Source organism: Actibacterium mucosum KCTC 23349, assembly GCF_000647975.1.
GTDB classification, from domain to species: domain Bacteria; phylum Pseudomonadota; class Alphaproteobacteria; order Rhodobacterales; family Rhodobacteraceae; genus Actibacterium; species Actibacterium mucosum.
Genome location: NZ_JFKE01000004.1, coordinates 247024 through 261622 on the forward strand (window position 1 = coordinate 247024; position 14599 = coordinate 261622).

Below are 14599 nucleotides of genomic sequence, written 5' to 3' on the forward strand. Positions count from 1 at the left end.
GTCGCCACATTGCAAAACAGTGGGGTGGTAAAACACCACCCCACCATTGATCAGGTTTCGATCACACCTTGCTGCATCAACCATGTGACGGCCTCTTGAATGGCTTGCAGGCTTGTGTGGCGCGGATGGTATCCCAGCAAGTCGCGGGCCTTGCCGATGGAATGGCACGGGCTGCGGCCGATATGCTCCAGCGTTGCATCGGCATCCGCGGCAGAGTGCTCCTTGGCCCATTCATCGAACGGTGCAAAGCCCAGGTCCGGCATGTGCCCATGCCAGCGATACATCGCCTCGGCGAACCCGCGCAGCGTCACGGCCTGTTCCGACACGGCGTTGAATTGCTCACCAATCGAAGCGCTCGGCCGATCTATCGACCGCCAAAAGACCTGTGCGACGTCCTCGGCATGCACGTGATGCACCGTCTCTAAACCGAGGTTAGGCAGGACCAACCGCGCGCCGCGCGCAATGGTGCCGAAGGCCCCGACGTTGAAGTTGCCCAGCGGGTTCAAAGGCTCCCAACCCGGCCCGACAATGTGGCCGGGGCGCACAACGGTGGCCGGAAACCCGGTCCGGCGGGCATGCAGCAACAGGTAGTCCTCGATCAGGCTTTTCTGAACGCCATATTCACCGTAAGGCGCGCGGGGATCGGCTTCCCTGGTTGGGGTCGACAGGCTGTGCCCGTGCACCCAGATCGTGCCCGTGTGCAGGAAATGGCTGACGCGCCCTTGCAGGCTTTCGACAATGTGCTTGGCGCTGTCCAGCGTGAAACAGATCATGTCGATCACGATCTCTCCGCCCAGATCCGCAATCTTGGCGCCAAATGTCCCGGCGGCTTCTTCGACCTCGCGGTCCAGCGTCACCTGCTGGACCTGCGCCCAGGCGCTGTGTCCGCGATACGGCGCCTGCTGGCCGCGCGTTACATTCACCACGTCGTGCCCACCCTCAACAAGGTGCGGAACGAGGTATCCCCCAACGTGGCCACTGCCACCAATCACAACTATGCGTGCCAAAATTCTTCTCCCACGGATGCGCGCGCGCACCCTGCTTGTGTAAACAGATCGGCCTGAAAGGCATCAATTCCGAACCGGGCTTGGTGGGCGCAAACAACCGGTACGCGTGATTGTTAGCCCATGGCGCGGGCCTGGTCCATTCAGACCGCAGAAAATTTTGCCGACGTCTCGCGCAGCGCCCCGACAGGGCCGCAATCGCCGATTTAAAAAGGGGGAATGGTGGGTCGTGAGAGGCTCGAACTCCCGACATCTTCGGTGTAAACGAAGCGCTCTACCAACTGAGCTAACGACCCGATGACGCGCGTTCTAAACCAAGGTTGCCGGGGGGTTCAAGCCACAAATTCATCTTTTCGTATCATTCTTTTGCACGGGTCCACCTGCGCGGCCCGGGGCCGTCGCGCCCGGCAATGTCTTCGGGATTGTAGAGCGGGCAGTTTTCAAGGCTCAGACAGCCACACCCGATGCAACTGCCCATCTGGTCACGCAGCGCGGTCAGCGCCTCGATCTGCGCTGTCAGCCGGTTGTGCCACACCTGCCCCGCCGCGTTCCATTGCGCCGCCGAGATCGGCCTGTCGCGCGGCAGCGCGTCCAGCACCTCGCGCACTTCGGCCAGCGGCACGCCCAATGTCTGCGCCACCTTGATGATCGCCACCCGACGCAACTCGCGCCGGTCGTAACGACGGTGGTTGGCCGGGGTGCGCCAGCTTTGGATCAACCCCTCAGCCTCGTAGAAATGCAGTGCCGACACGGCAACGCCGGACCGGGCGGCCATTTCGCCCACCGTCAGATCGGATGTCATTTTTCTGGTCGCCATGGCTTGCCCTCAAGTGAACTTGAGGAATTACATTGCACCCCATCAAACGATTCGACAAGCCGGAGACACCCAATGCACGCCCCCCTCTTTCACAGCCTTCTGCAAGCCGCCCTGCGCCCGTCCCCACGCCGCAACGGACCCGGCGTGACCGACCCGCATATTGCACGCGATATCGGCCTGTTGCCGGTTGATCGCGCCAATCCCGCCGACCAGCGGTAGGAGAACCCCGATGATCCGCCGCACCGCCCTGCAACCGATCCTGTTTCCGCAATGTGAAACCTGCGCGCCCAGCACCCCGCGCGATCCGCTGACCCGCATCCAACGCTGGTTCCGCGTCGCTGCGCCCCAATGACAAAAGCGCGCCCGGTTCGGACGCGCCTCGAAATCATGGTGGGTGATAAGAGATTTGAACTCCTGACATCTTCGATGTGAACGAAGCGCTCTACCACTGAGCTAATCACCCGTGGCGGGTGTATTAGCTGTCCCCGTCGCTGTCCGCAAGGGCGGTTTCGTCACCGGCCAGGCGGTTTGAACGGCGGATGCGCGCGGTCAGGGCCTCGCCATCCGGCAGTTCCTTGCGGCGGGTGATCTTCAGCTTGCCAAACGGGTGCAGGTTCAGGGTTTCACCAGCAGCCAGTGCCTTGCCCAGCTCGACCAGGGCAGCCTCGACCGCGGGCTTCACGTCTTTCTTCTTCATGCCCGACGCTTCGACAACCCGATCCACCAGGTCCTTTTTGCGCATCATCGCCTCGGGCGCTTTATCTTCGGTGGCCGGTGCGTCTGCCGCCGTAGCTTCGACCAGCGAAACAACCGGTGCCACCTCGGGCGTCGTGGCAGCCGCTGCAATGGGTTTCACCGCGGTCTTGGTCGTGGTCTTGCGGGTGGTGGTGGTGCGCTTGCGCGTGGTTGTCGGTTTGGTTGTCGTTTTACGAGTGGTCGTGGCCATGCCTGTCTCCGGAATACGTTTCTCTGCTCTTATTGCAGCCAACGTTACTTGATTTTCCGTTACAGAACCACAAAACCTTGAGGTTTTTTTGTATTGCGCCTCAAAATGATGAAAATCCATGCGCTCGAAAAAGAAAGGGCGCCCGCGTGGGACGCCCTTTCCAAATTCGGTGATCCGCAGGTTAATGCGCAGTAGCGGCAGACCCGGCTTCGCCGGCTTTCAGGGCCGCCTGCGCCGCTTCTTCTGCCGCCTCGTCCCATTCGATGGGCTCGGGCGTCGCGGTCAGCGCGCGTTCCAGAACTTCGGACACATGGGTGACCGGGATGATCTCCAGCCCGTTCTTCACATTGTCCGGGATCTCGGCCAGATCCTTTTCGTTCTCTTCCGGGATCAGCACCGTCTTGATGCCGCCCCGCAAGGCCGCCAGCAGCTTTTCCTTCAGCCCGCCGATGGGCATCGCATTGCCGCGCAGGCTGACCTCGCCGGTCATGGCAATGTCTTTACGCACCGGAATGCCGGTCAGCACCGATACGATCGACGTCACCATCGCCAGACCGGCCGACGGCCCGTCCTTGGGCGTGGCGCCATCGGGCACGTGCACGTGGATGTCAACCTTTTCGAACTGCGGCGGTTTCACCCCGATCTCGGGCGCGATGGACCGCACATAGCTGGACGCCGCGTCGATGCTTTCCTTCATCACATCGCCCAGCTTGCCGGTGGTCTTCATCCGGCCCTTGCCGGGCAGTTTCAGCGCCTCGATATGCAGCAGATCGCCCCCCACGCTGGTCCAGGCCAGCCCGGTGACGACGCCCACCTGATCCTCTTTCTCGGCCAGGCCAAACCGGTATTTCGGCACGCCCAGGAACTCGTCCAGATTGTCGGGCGTCACGGTCACCGCCTCGGCCTCGCGCTTGACGATCTTGGTCAGCGATTTCCGCGCCGTCTTGGCGATCTCGCGTTCCAGGTTCCGCACGCCTGCCTCGCGGGTATAGGTGCGGATGATCTCGCTCAGCGCCTCGTCGGTCAGCGTGAACTCGGCCTTTTTCAGCCCGTGGTTCTTGATCTGCTTGGGGATCAGGTGCTGGCGCGCAATCTCGGATTTTTCATCCTCGGTATAGCCAGCCAGCGGAATGATCTCCATCCGGTCCAGCAGCGGGCCCGGCATGTTATAGCTGTTCGACGTGGTCAGGAACATCACGTTCGACAGGTCGTATTCCACTTCCATATAGTGGTCGACAAATGTCGCGTTCTGTTCGGGGTCCAACACCTCCAACATCGCGCTGGCCGGATCGCCCCGGAAATCCTGACCCATCTTGTCGATCTCGTCCAACAGGATCAGCGGATTGGTGGTTTTCGCCTTTTTCAGCGCCTGAATGATCTTGCCGGGCATCGAGCCGATATAGGTGCGCCGGTGGCCGCGAATTTCGCTTTCGTCGCGCACGCCGCCCAAGCTGATGCGAATGAACTCGCGCCCCGTCGCCTTGGCCACCGATTTGCCCAGGCTGGTCTTACCCACACCCGGCGGGCCAACAAGGCACAGGATCGGGCCTTTCAGCTTTTTCGACCGCTGCTGCACCGCCAGATATTCCACGATGCGCTCTTTGACCTTCTCAAGGCCATAGTGGTCGGCATCCAGAACGCCCTGCGCCCGGCCAAGATCCTTTTTGACGCGCGACTTGGTGCCCCACGGGATCGACAACATCCAGTCCAGATAGTTGCGCACCACCGTGGCCTCGGCGCTCATCGGCGACATGGATTTCAGCTTTTTCAGCTCGGCATCGGCCTTTTCGCGGGCCTCCTTGCTCAGCTTGGTGGCCTCGATCCGCTCTTCCAGCTCGTTGATCTCGTTCTGGCCTTCCTCGCCGTCACCCAGCTCCTTCTGAATGGCCTTCATCTGCTCGTTCAGATAATATTCGCGCTGGGTGCGCTCCATCTGCGACTTGACCCGGGTCTTGATCTTCTTCTCAACCTGCAGAACGCTCATCTCGCCCTGCATCAGGCCGTAAATCTTTTCCAGCCGCTCCGCGACCGACAGGGTTTCCAACAGCCCCTGCTTGTCTTCGACCTCGATGCCCAGATGCCCGGCCACCAGATCGGCCAGCTTGGCCGGCTCGCGCGTGTCTTCGATCGTCGACAGCGCGTCTTCGGGGACGTTTTTCTTAACCTTGGCATAGCGCTCGAACTCGGTCGAAACCGACCGCACCAGGGCTTCCAGAACCTCTTCTTCGCCGTCTACTTCATCCAGCGCCTCGGCGCGGGCTTCGAAAAAGTCATCATTTTCCAGGAAATCGGTGATCCGCACGCGCGACCGGCCTTCAACCAGCACCTTCACGGTGCCATCAGGCAGCTTCAGCAGCTGCAGCACATTGGCCAGCACGCCGGTGCGGTAGATGCCATCGGTGTCGGGGTCGTCAATCGCGGGGTCGATCTGGCTGGACAGCAGGATCTGCTTGTCGTCGGCCATCACCTCTTCCAGCGCACGCACCGATTTCTCGCGCCCTACAAAAAGCGGCACGATCATATGCGGGAACACGACAATGTCGCGCAGCGGCAGAACAGGATAGGAGGTGTTGAGTTGCTCGGGCATTCTCTTTCCTTGTTTTCTTGGCAGGAAGGCACCGGCCCCGATCATCGGCAGCCCCGGCCTTCCCCGGTCTCGGCCTATTTATCTGGGGTGGCCCACGGGGGGAGTCAACCAGACACCTTTTCACCCAGCATGCCCGTGCCCCGCCAGAGGTGCAAGCACCGAAGGCCGTTTAACCTTAAAAACAGGCGCGTCTGCACTGGCGGGAATCCGCGCAGGCCCGCAGCAGGCCGTTGCAAGAATATGCTGCGGTCCGTTACCCCTGCCCTAACAAAAGGGGGTATCGATGCGGTTTTCGTGGTGTACAATCGGGGTGCTTCTCGTCGCCTTGCTGGGTCCGATGGCCATGCGGGCCGACACGGTGCTCTGCACGATGCTCATGCGCGCCAGCGACGGCGCAATCATCCTGCAGGACGGCGCCCATTGCGACACGCGCTACAGCCCCGCCTCCACCTTCAAACTGCCCCTGGCCCTGATCGGCTTCAATACCGGCCACCTCACCGCGCCCGAGGCGCCGCTGGTCCCCTATGACCCCGCCATCAATGCCACGATGGAGGCCTGGCGCGCACCCACCTCGCCCCGTCGCTGGCTGCGTTATTCGGTGATCTGGTATTCGCAATGGCTGACCGCGCGGTTGGGGATGGCCGATTTTCAATCCCATATCGATGCGCTGGCCTATGGCAATCGCGACCTTTCGGGCGATCCCGGCCGCACCAACGGCTTGTCCCATGCCTGGCTGTCCTCGTCGCTGCAAATCTCACCGCGCGAACAGCTGGCCTTCCTGCAAGGCCTCGTCTCCGACACCCTGCCCGCCTCTGTAAACGCGCATGCCCTGACCCGCCAAACCATGCAAGCCTGGCACGCAGGCCCCCTGCTGGTGAAAGGCAAAACCGGCACCGCCTGGGTGCTGGATGAAAACCACAACCGCACCCGCGATCAGCTGGGCTGGTTCATCGGCTGGACCACAAGCAACGGCGAAACCTACCTCTTCGCCCGCATCCGCCACGAACCGGGCCCGGTCAAAGGCTTCGCCTCACAGCGCACCCGTGCCTCCATCCTGCAAGACCTGCCCGACCTCCTGCCCTGACCCGCGGGATGGCGGGCGGGGCGATCCGCGCAGCGGGAGCGTCGTCCCCGCCAACCCTCACAAAGGTTCGATATCCCCCAACGCCCGCATGGCGTGAAACTGCTCTTCCCATGCATCAAACGTCCCCGCCGCAATCGCCGCGCGCATCTCGCCCATGATCTGCTGGAAATAATGCAGGTTGTGCCATGTCAGCAGCATGCCGGAAATCATCTCGTTCGACCGGAACACATGATGCAGATAGGCCCGGCTGTAATTGCGACAGGCCGGACAGGTGCAGTCCTCATCCAAAGGCCGCGGATCATCCGCATGGCGCGCGTTCTTGATGTTGATCTGCCCGCGCCGGGTCCACGCCTGCCCCGTCCGCCCCGACCGCGATGGCAAGACGCAATCCATCATGTCCACGCCGCGCTTCACCGCGCCCACAATGTCATCGGGCTTGCCCACCCCCATCAGATAGCGCGGCTTGTCCACCGGCAAAAACCCCGGCGCGTAATCCAGCACGCCGAACATCGCCGCCTGCCCCTCGCCCACGGCCAAACCACCAATCGCATAGCCATCAAACCCGATCCGCGTCAGCGCCTCGGCGCTCTCTTCGCGCAGCTCGGGCGTCACGCCGCCCTGCATGATGCCAAATAACGCATGCCCCGGCCGGTCGCCAAACGCATCGCGCGACCGTTGCGCCCAGCGCATGCTCAGCCGCATGCTCTCGGCCACCGCCGCGTCGCTGGCCGGCAGTGCCGGGCATTCGTCGAAACACATCACGATGTCACTGCCCAACAGCCGCTGGATCTCCATGCTGCGCTCGGGCGTGATCTCGTGTTTCGAGCCATCGATATGGCTTTTGAACGTCACCCCATGCTCGGTCAACTTGCGCAGATCGGCCAGGCTCATCACCTGAAACCCGCCGCTATCGGTCAGAATGGGTTTTGACCAGTTCATGAACCTGTGCAGCCCCCCCAGACGGTCGATCCGCTCGGCTGTCGGGCGCAGCATCAGATGATAGGTATTGCCCAGCAGGATATCGGCCCCGGTGGCCGCCACGCTTTCGGGCATCATCGCCTTCACGGTCGCCGCCGTGCCCACCGGCATAAAGGCCGGTGTGCGGATCTGGCCGCGCGGTGTGTCAATCACGCCCGTCCGGGCGGCGCCATCGGTGTTGTGCAGGGAAAAGCTGAACTTTGTCATGTCGCCCCCGATACCGCCAAGTGCGGCCCGATGCAATCAGGCGCGCGACAGGATCAGGCTGGCATTCACCCCGCCAAAGCCAAAGGCGTTGCTCAGCACATGGTCCACCTGCCGGCGCACCGCCGTGTTGGCGATCAGGTCAAACCGCGCCGCGCCTTCCATCGGCGTCTCGATATTCAGCGATGGCGGCAACACACCGTCGCGCAGCGCCAGGATCGAGAATATCGCCTCCACCGCGCCCGCCGCGCCCAGCATGTGCCCGGTGGCCGATTTGGTTGCGCTCAGCGCCACCTGCCCCGCCGCACCGCCAAAGACCGCGCCCAGCGCCGCCAGCTCGGCCGCGTCACCCACGGGGGTCGAGGTTGAATGCGCATTCACGTAACCAACCTCCCCCGGCGCCAACCCCGCCATCGCCAACGCCCGCCGCATCGACACCTGCGCCTGCGCGCCATCCGGGTGGCCGGCGGTCACGTGATAGGCGTCGGTCGACGTGCCATAGCCCGCGATCACCGCCAACACCTGCGCCCCGCGCGCCGCCGCGTGGCTTTCGGCTTCAATCACCAGCGCCGCCGCCCCTTCGGACAAGACGAACCCGTCATTGCCCTGGTCAAACGGGCGGCTGGCCGCTGGGGGGTCGTCATTGCGGGTGCTCAACGCCTTGGCGGCCGAAAACCCGCCAATGGCCACTGGGTCCACACAGGCCTCGGCCCCGCCGCAAACGGCAATGTCGGCCTCACCCGCGCGGATCATCCGCACCGCATCGCCAATGGACTGGGCCGAGGCCGCGCAGGCGGTTGTTGGCGCGCCCGAGGGGCCGGTGAACCCATACCGAATGCTGATCTGCCCGGTCGCAAGGTTCGGTAAAAACCCCGGCACGGTGAAGGGCGACAATCGCCGCGGCCCGCGCGCATCCACCGTGTGCACCGCGTTGGTGATGGCCGGAAACCCGCCCACGCCGGTGGCCATGATCGTCGCGGTGCGCGCCTTTTCCTCCGCTGTTTCGGGGTGCCACCCGGCCTGCGTCAGCGCCTCGTCCACCGCCGCGATGGCATAATGAATAAAGAGGTCGCTCTTGCGCTGCTCTTTCGCGCTCAGCACCCTATCGGGGTCAAACCCATCCGGCGCCTCCGCCCCCGGCACCAACCCCGCGATCTTGCAGGCAAAATCGGTGGTATCAAACCGCGTGTTCGGCCCCACGCCGCTCTGCTCGGCAATCAGCCGGTCCCACGTGGCCTGCACCCCGCTGGCCAAAGGCGTGACCGCCCCCATGCCGGTGACGACGATCCGATCCTGCTGTGCCATGGTTGCCTCACTCAGATGTGTATATGCACATGCGCATATACACACGCCCCGTGGGATTGCCAAGAACCAGTCGGGGTCAAACCGACAGTTGTCGTAATATGCTCAGGAATTGTTCGGCATTCTCTACGCCGATGACCGCCCGCATCTCGTCCTGCACGCGCTGCCATTCGGGCAATACCTTGTCCAGCACCGCGTCGCCCTGCGCCGTCAACGTGCAGACCCGCGCCGACAGGTCCTCGTCGGCGCGCGCGATCAGCCCACGCCGCTCCAGCACTGTCAGGTTCCGCGACAACGCTGTGCGTTCCATGTCGATCCGCACCGCCAAGGCGCTGACCGAACAGCCCGGGTTGCTGCGCACCGCCGCCATCAACGAGAACTGCGCCACCGTCACGCCATGGCCGCGCAGCTGCGCATCGTATTTGCGCGTCATCTTCCGCGCCGCCTTGACCACGCTCAGCACCAGACATTCGTCCAGTTGGTATGTCACTTCGCTTGCCATGCGGTCGGGCCTATCGCCGCCCCGCGCGCCGGTCAAGCGCCCACCCGCCGCGCCGAAAAGTTTAAACTTGGGCGCACGCAGCCCGTGCAAAGTTTAACAACCCCGTTAAACTGGCACGCCTTTACCTCGGCCCGGCCTTTCCCTATATCTTTAGTCAGAATTAGCATCCGAGACCCCGATGACCCAAACCGGCGAACAGCTCGAGGGCGCGCCCCTCATCAAACCGTCCACCACCGATCACCCTCTGCACGAGGCCGTGGTCGAGGCGTGCCGTACCGTCTATGACCCCGAGATTCCGGTGAATATCTTTGATCTCGGCCTGATCTATACCATTGAAATTGATCCCGAAAACGCGGTGAACGTGATCATGACGCTGACCGCGCCGGGCTGCCCCGTTGCCGGCGAAATGCCCGGCTGGCTGGCCGAAGCGATCGAGCCGCTGCCCGGTGTGAAACAGGTCGATGTCGAGATCACGTGGGACCCGCCCTGGGGCATGGAAATGATGTCCGACGAGGCCCGGCTGGAACTGGGCTTTATGTAAAGTGTGCCGCGCAAGCACTTGGTTTTGCGCGAAATAATCGAAATACTTGAGCTTCACCCTCCGGCCCCCTACCTTATAGGCATACCGCGCCCGAAAGGACCCCCGATGTTCTCGATCCCCGGCAAACAAGCCGTCACCATCACCCCGGCCGCCGCCGCCCAGATCGTCAAGCTGATGCAGCGCGACGACCGCGCCGGCCTGCGCATCGGGGTCAAAAAAGGTGGCTGTGCGGGGATGGAATACACGATGGACTATGTCGAAGAGGCCGATCCCAACGATGAAATTGTTGAACAGGACGGGGCTCGCGTGATGATCGCACCGATGGCACAGATGTTCCTCTTCGGCACCGAAATTGACTATGAAATCAGCCTGTTAGAAAGCGGCTTCAAGTTCCGCAACCCCAATGTGGTGGATGCCTGCGGCTGTGGTGAATCAATAAAATTTGCTGATCTGGAAACCCTGCAGGCCCAGCAGCAATAAATTTCCCGTTCCCCTTCGTCCGGTGATCTCTTATGCACGGTGGCAACAGCTATCGGAGGGTATGGGATGCGACGGAAACTTGCTGCGGGCAATTGGAAAATGAACGGCCTCGACGCGGCATTGAGCGAGCTTGAGGGCCTGCCAGCGGCAGAAAACTGCGATATCCTGTTGTGCCCCCCGGCCACGTTGCTGGCCCCTATGGTGACGAAATCCGTTGCCCTCGGCGGCGCAATCAAAGTCGGCGGTCAGGATTGTCACGCCAACGCCACGGGCGCGCATACCGGTGATATTGCTGCAGAAATGCTGGCCGATGCCGGTGCGGGCTACGTGATCCTGGGCCATTCCGAGCGCCGCGCCGACCATGGTGAAACCGATGCCGACGTGGCCGCCAAATCGCTGGCCGCGCGCCGCGCCGGCCTGATCGCGGTGGTCTGCATCGGCGAAACCGAGGTGCAGTATAAAGCCGGCGAAACCCTCGACGTGATCCGCACACAGATGCACGGCTCGCTGCCACCGGGCTCCAGCCTCGCCAACACCGTGATCGCCTATGAACCGGTCTGGGCCATTGGCACCGGTCTGGTCCCGACCACCGAAGAAATCGCGCAAGTTCATGGGTTTATCCGGGACGAGCTGGCCACGCAGTTCGGCCAGGGCATGGCCAATGGCACCCGTATCCTCTATGGCGGCTCGGTCAAACCGGGCAACGCGGCCGAGATCTTTGCCACCGCCGACGTCGACGGCGCGCTGGTGGGCGGGGCCAGCCTGAAGGCCGCGGATTTCGGCGCCATCATCACCGCGCTCGACGCCGCCTGACACGACGCGTCGCGCTGCAACACAACAAAGCCCGCCTTTTTCAAGGCGGGCTTCGCTTATGTCTTGCGCCGCAAGGCGCGCCTTTGGATCACCGCTATTTGATGATCACCTCGGGTCCCATCACCGCCGTCGGCAGATAGGTCGAGATCGCCGGCACATAGGTCACCAGGATCAGGAACACGAACAGCACGGCCAGGAACGGCAATGCGGCTTTCACCACCCGCATCATCGGCATCCCCGCCACGCCCGAGGTCACGAACAGGTTCAGACCCACCGGCGGCGTGATCATCCCGATCTCCATGTTCACCACCATGATGATGCCTAGATGGATCGGATCCACGCCCAGCTCAATCGCGATGGGGAAAACCAGCGGCGCCACGATCACCAACAGCCCCGATGGCTCCATGAACTGCCCGCCGATCAGCAGGATGATGTTCACAATCACAAGGAACATGATCTTACCGAACCCCGCGCTCAGCATGGCCGCTGCGATCTGCTGCGGGATCTGCTCGTCCGTCAGCACGTGCTTCAGGATCAACGCCATCGAGATGATGAACATCAGCGTCACGGTCAGCTTGCCGGCCTCGAACAGCGTATGCTTGGTATCGCGGTGGAAGAACGCTGTGATCAGTGCCCATGGTTTGGCCAGCAGGCTGGTGGGGCGTTCGTCTTCGGACTTGGCGGCCAGCGGCCCCATGTCGCGATAGACGAAACTGGCCACCAGGAAGGCATAGACAGATGCTACCGCGGCGGCCTCGGTTGGCGTGAAGATCGCGCCAGTTACGCCAGGGATACCGTAGATCCCAACCATAATGATCACGATCAGCATCAGCCCCCAGAACGCATCGGCGAACGATGCCCAGACCTCGCCCCAGCCAAGCCAGTCACCTTTGGGCATGTTCTTGCGCACGGCCATCACGTAGATGGTAACCATCAGCATCAGACCCGCCAGCAGGCCCGGGAACACACCGGCCAGGAACATCCGGCCCACCGACACTTCAACCGCCGAGGCATAAACCACCATCACGATCGACGGCGGGATCAGGATGCCCAGCGTACCGGCGTTACAGATCACGCCTGCCGCGAAATCCTTGGTATAGCCCACCTGCCGCATGGCCGCGATCACGATAGAGCCGATGGCCACAACCGTGGCCGGCGACGAGCCCGACAGCGCGGCAAACAGCATGCAGGCAAACACGCCCGAGATCGCCAGGCCACCGCGCAGGTGCCCCACGCAAGCGATGGAAAAGCGGATGATCCGTTTCGCCACACCGCCCGTGGTCATAAAGCTTGAGGCAAGGATGAAGAACGGAATGGCCAGCAGCGTGTAGTGCCCTGCCATCGCCTGATAAAAGCTCTGCGCGATCGAGGCCAGCGACGTATCGGAAAACGCCAGCAGAAAGATCATCGAGCTGAGGCCCAGCGACACCGCAATCGGCACACCGATCAGCAACAGGCCGATGACCATCGAAAAGAGAATGACAACTTCCATCTGCTCAGCCTTCCTTATTCATCGCTGCCACGTCTTCGACGGCGTCTTCTGCCTCGTGACTGACGATCAGCCCGTCACGCTTGCCCATCACGATCAGCACCCCGGCCTGAACCACGCGGAACAGGATAAGTGCGCAGCCAAAGGGCAGGATCACATAGGGGATAAAGCGGGGCAGTTTTTCGTATTCCTCGCCAAAATTGAACGTGGCTTCCAACCAGTCCTTGGCAAAGGGGATCGGGATTTGTTCGGTCTCGTACCAGGCTTGGTCACGGCTGTCGGCAAATCCGGTGGGGAACCAGCGCCCCGTTGTGGCATCCAGCCCTGCGAAAGGTGCCCAGTAATCCCATGCGCCTTTCATCAACAGCAATGCAAAGACCACCGTCACCCCGACCGAGATCAGTGTCAGCACCCGGCGCACCGAGGGCGAAACAATGTTCAGAATGGCGTCGACACCCAGATGCGCGGTAATCTTGAACGCATAGCTGATGCCCAAAATGACCAGCCAGGCAAACAGCACCAGCGTCACCTCAAGGCCCCAGATCAGCGACGAGTTGAACACGTAACGGGCAATCACATTGGCAAAGGTCACCAGCGTCATCAGCCCCAGAAGAAGCGCGATCGCGGTTTCTTCGATTGCGTTGATCAGGGCCGAAATCCCTGTGCGTTCGGGTTGTTGCGTATGCATGGCTCCCCTCCCCATTTCGGTTCCAAAAAAGGCGGCCCGAATGCGTGGGCCGCCTTGGTGTTTGCCTAAGGCCGGGCCTTAGAACGACGCGTTGATTTCCTGTGCGGCGGCAATGTTTTCCGCGCCAACGTCGCTTTCGAACTGCTCCCAGACCGGTTTCATCGCGGCCACCCATGCGGCGCGCTGTTCGGCGGTCAGCTGACGCACAACGCCACCTTCTGCGATCACGGCGGCCTTGGCGGCCTCGTTCACGGCAAAGGCTTCGGCGTTACGGGTCTCGGTCACTTCTTTCATGATCGTGGCCAGTTCGGTGCGCACGTCGTCCGGCAGGCTGTCCCAGAAATCAACCGAGGTCACGACCAGGTAGTCGATGATGCCGTGGTTGGTTTCGGTGGTGCCGTCCTGCACTTCGAAGAACTTCTTGCCATAGATGTTCGACCAGGTGTTTTCCTGACCGTCCACAACGCCGGTCTGCAGCGCGCCGTACACTTCCGAGAAGGCCATCGGCTGAGGCGAAGCGCCCAACGCTTCCATCTGTGCCACCAGCACGTCCGAGGTCTGAACGCGGAATTTCAGCCCGGCTGCGTCCGAAGGCATTTCCAGCGGCTTGTTGGCCGAGAACTGCTTCAGACCGTTGTGCCAGAAATCCAGACCCAGCAGACCACGGCGCACCATCGACTCTTTCATCGCCTGGCCGGTGTCGCTGTTCTGGAACGCGTCAACGGCATCCATGTTGGCAAACATGAAGGGCAGATCGAAGATGCGGAATTTCTTGGTGAACTGCTCGAACTTCGACAGCGACGGCGCGGCCATCTGCACGTCGCCTTGCAGCAGCGCTTCGAGCACCTGGTCATCGTTGTAAAGGGTCGAGTTCGGGAAAACTTCGACGCAAACCTTGCCATTCATCTCGTCGTTCACACGCTGTTCGAACAGCGACGCAGCGATCCCTTTGGGGTGCTTGTCGGTGTTGGTAACGTGGCTGAACTTGATGACGATCTCGCCATCATCGCAGGCCGCCATCGCGGTTCCTGCCGACATCGAAAGCGCCAAGGCGGCGGCGGACACGGCTGTCAGGAATTTCATACTTTCTCCTCCCAATGACTAATCAGTCATAATGCGTACCCCGTTTTGGGGCGACGTGAATGTACTTAAGAGAATCAGAGC

At 62.0% G+C, this 14599-nt stretch carries 16 protein-coding genes and 2 tRNA genes; 6 read left to right on the top strand and 12 right to left on the bottom strand.

All coding sequences use genetic code 11. The features are described from left to right. Positions 1 to 50: 50 nt before the first annotated feature. The 3 genes from ACMU_RS10425 to soxR all read right to left on the bottom strand — a co-directional run bounded on the left by ACMU_RS10425 (position 51) and on the right by soxR (position 1821). Positions 51 to 1007, bottom strand: a complete 957-nt coding sequence (locus ACMU_RS10425; protein WP_035259286.1) for an NAD-dependent epimerase/dehydratase family protein — start codon at positions 1005 to 1007, stop codon at positions 51 to 53. Positions 1008 to 1224: 217 nt separating this feature from the next. After that, a tRNA-Val gene (locus ACMU_RS10430) sits at positions 1225 to 1300 on the bottom strand. Positions 1301 to 1362: 62 nt separating this feature from the next. Beyond that, entirely contained in the window at positions 1363 to 1821 is a 459-nt protein-coding gene (soxR, locus tag ACMU_RS10435) for a redox-sensitive transcriptional activator SoxR (protein ID WP_236626238.1), read from the bottom strand. 72 nt (positions 1822 to 1893) lie between these two features. On the opposite strand from soxR, the gene ACMU_RS19490 reads away from it, so the two are divergent. Together ACMU_RS19490 and ACMU_RS19880 are read left to right on the top strand one after the other, a co-directional pair. Next, positions 1894 to 2040, top strand: coding sequence for a hypothetical protein (locus ACMU_RS19490; RefSeq protein WP_161635664.1), 147 nt, complete (start codon positions 1894 to 1896; stop codon positions 2038 to 2040). 10 nt (positions 2041 to 2050) lie between these two features. Beyond that, positions 2051 to 2173 carry a hypothetical protein gene (locus tag ACMU_RS19880; protein ID WP_268870867.1) on the top strand — a complete coding sequence of 41 codons (123 nt, stop codon included), beginning with the start codon at positions 2051 to 2053 and terminating at the stop codon, positions 2171 to 2173. Positions 2174 to 2209: 36 nt separating this feature from the next. Here the strand turns inward: ACMU_RS19880 and ACMU_RS10440 are convergent. The 3 genes from ACMU_RS10440 to lon all read right to left on the bottom strand — a co-directional run bounded on the left by ACMU_RS10440 (position 2210) and on the right by lon (position 5354). Next, a tRNA-Val gene (locus ACMU_RS10440) sits at positions 2210 to 2284 on the bottom strand. Between the two features lie 12 nt (positions 2285 to 2296). Beyond that, positions 2297 to 2767 carry an HU family DNA-binding protein gene (locus tag ACMU_RS19745; RefSeq protein WP_051588260.1) on the bottom strand — a complete coding sequence of 157 codons (471 nt, stop codon included), beginning with the start codon at positions 2765 to 2767 and terminating at the stop codon, positions 2297 to 2299. Positions 2768 to 2948: 181 nt separating this feature from the next. Further along, positions 2949 to 5354 (bottom strand): endopeptidase La, encoded by a 2406-nt coding sequence (gene lon, locus ACMU_RS10450; protein WP_035259289.1) that lies wholly within the window; start codon positions 5352 to 5354, stop codon positions 2949 to 2951. Positions 5355 to 5637: 283 nt separating this feature from the next. Here lon and ACMU_RS10455 point away from each other — a divergent pair, with 283 nt between their 5' ends. After that, complete coding sequence (locus tag ACMU_RS10455) at positions 5638 to 6438, top strand: penicillin-binding transpeptidase domain-containing protein (protein ID WP_035259291.1); 801 nt, start codon at positions 5638 to 5640, stop codon at positions 6436 to 6438. Between the two features lie 57 nt (positions 6439 to 6495). Here the strand turns inward: ACMU_RS10455 and tgt are convergent, their stop codons facing one another. The 3 genes from tgt to ACMU_RS10470 all read right to left on the bottom strand — a co-directional run bounded on the left by tgt (position 6496) and on the right by ACMU_RS10470 (position 9424). Further along, positions 6496 to 7623, bottom strand: a complete 1128-nt coding sequence (gene tgt, locus ACMU_RS10460) for a tRNA guanosine(34) transglycosylase Tgt (RefSeq protein WP_035259294.1) — start codon at positions 7621 to 7623, stop codon at positions 6496 to 6498. Positions 7624 to 7659: 36 nt separating this feature from the next. Further along, positions 7660 to 8925, bottom strand: coding sequence for a beta-ketoacyl-ACP synthase II (gene fabF, locus ACMU_RS10465; protein WP_035259296.1), 1266 nt, complete (start codon positions 8923 to 8925; stop codon positions 7660 to 7662). A 76-nt stretch (positions 8926 to 9001) separates the two neighbouring features. Further along, positions 9002 to 9424, bottom strand: a complete 423-nt coding sequence (locus tag ACMU_RS10470) for a MarR family winged helix-turn-helix transcriptional regulator (protein ID WP_152544582.1) — start codon at positions 9422 to 9424, stop codon at positions 9002 to 9004. Positions 9425 to 9602: 178 nt separating this feature from the next. Between ACMU_RS10470 and ACMU_RS10475 the strand changes: the two genes are divergently transcribed. The 3 genes from ACMU_RS10475 (at position 9603) to tpiA (ending at position 11258) form a co-directional block, all read left to right on the top strand. Then, positions 9603 to 9965, top strand: a complete 363-nt coding sequence (locus tag ACMU_RS10475; protein ID WP_035259298.1) for an SUF system Fe-S cluster assembly protein — start codon at positions 9603 to 9605, stop codon at positions 9963 to 9965. A gap of 105 nt (positions 9966 to 10070) precedes the next feature. Further along, complete coding sequence (locus ACMU_RS10480) at positions 10071 to 10445, top strand: HesB/IscA family protein (RefSeq protein WP_035259301.1); 375 nt, start codon at positions 10071 to 10073, stop codon at positions 10443 to 10445. A 66-nt stretch (positions 10446 to 10511) separates the two neighbouring features. Continuing rightward, complete coding sequence (gene tpiA / locus ACMU_RS10485; protein ID WP_035259303.1) at positions 10512 to 11258, top strand: triose-phosphate isomerase; 747 nt, start codon at positions 10512 to 10514, stop codon at positions 11256 to 11258. A gap of 94 nt (positions 11259 to 11352) precedes the next feature. Here the strand turns inward: tpiA and ACMU_RS10490 are convergent, their stop codons facing one another. The 3 genes from ACMU_RS10490 to ACMU_RS10500 form a co-directional block, all read right to left on the bottom strand. Beyond that, positions 11353 to 12750, bottom strand: coding sequence for a TRAP transporter large permease (locus tag ACMU_RS10490; RefSeq protein ID WP_035259305.1), 1398 nt, complete (start codon positions 12748 to 12750; stop codon positions 11353 to 11355). Positions 12751 to 12754: 4 nt separating this feature from the next. Then, on the bottom strand, positions 12755 to 13435 hold the full coding sequence (locus ACMU_RS10495; RefSeq protein ID WP_035259308.1) for a TRAP transporter small permease: 681 nt from the start codon (positions 13433 to 13435) through the stop codon (positions 12755 to 12757). A 78-nt stretch (positions 13436 to 13513) separates the two neighbouring features. Then, the gene (locus ACMU_RS10500; protein WP_035259310.1) at positions 13514 to 14518 is read right to left on the bottom strand and encodes a TRAP transporter substrate-binding protein; all 1005 of its coding nucleotides are present in this window, start codon (positions 14516 to 14518) and stop codon (positions 13514 to 13516) included. Between the last annotated feature and the right edge of the window lie 81 nt (positions 14519 to 14599).

Coding starts and splice junctions, on each gene's coding strand:
- soxR (WP_236626238.1), bottom strand. CDS start 1,821: ATGGCGACCAGAAAAATGACATCCGATCTGACGGTGGGCGAAATGGCC.
- ACMU_RS19490 (WP_161635664.1), top strand. CDS start 1,894: ATGCACGCCCCCCTCTTTCACAGCCTTCTGCAAGCCGCCCTGCGCCCG.
- ACMU_RS19880 (WP_268870867.1), top strand. CDS start 2,051: ATGATCCGCCGCACCGCCCTGCAACCGATCCTGTTTCCGCAATGTGAA.
- ACMU_RS19745 (WP_051588260.1), bottom strand. CDS start 2,767: ATGGCCACGACCACTCGTAAAACGACAACCAAACCGACAACCACGCGC.
- lon (WP_035259289.1), bottom strand. CDS start 5,354: ATGCCCGAGCAACTCAACACCTCCTATCCTGTTCTGCCGCTGCGCGAC.
- ACMU_RS10455 (WP_035259291.1), top strand. CDS start 5,638: ATGCGGTTTTCGTGGTGTACAATCGGGGTGCTTCTCGTCGCCTTGCTG.
- tgt (WP_035259294.1), bottom strand. CDS start 7,623: ATGACAAAGTTCAGCTTTTCCCTGCACAACACCGATGGCGCCGCCCGG.
- fabF (WP_035259296.1), bottom strand. CDS start 8,925: ATGGCACAGCAGGATCGGATCGTCGTCACCGGCATGGGGGCGGTCACG.
- ACMU_RS10470 (WP_152544582.1), bottom strand. CDS start 9,424: ATGGCAAGCGAAGTGACATACCAACTGGACGAATGTCTGGTGCTGAGC.
- ACMU_RS10475 (WP_035259298.1), top strand. CDS start 9,603: ATGACCCAAACCGGCGAACAGCTCGAGGGCGCGCCCCTCATCAAACCG.
- ACMU_RS10480 (WP_035259301.1), top strand. CDS start 10,071: ATGTTCTCGATCCCCGGCAAACAAGCCGTCACCATCACCCCGGCCGCC.
- tpiA (WP_035259303.1), top strand. CDS start 10,512: ATGCGACGGAAACTTGCTGCGGGCAATTGGAAAATGAACGGCCTCGAC.
- ACMU_RS10490 (WP_035259305.1), bottom strand. CDS start 12,750: ATGGAAGTTGTCATTCTCTTTTCGATGGTCATCGGCCTGTTGCTGATC.
- ACMU_RS10495 (WP_035259308.1), bottom strand. CDS start 13,435: ATGCATACGCAACAACCCGAACGCACAGGGATTTCGGCCCTGATCAAC.
- ACMU_RS10500 (WP_035259310.1), bottom strand. CDS start 14,518: ATGAAATTCCTGACAGCCGTGTCCGCCGCCGCCTTGGCGCTTTCGATG.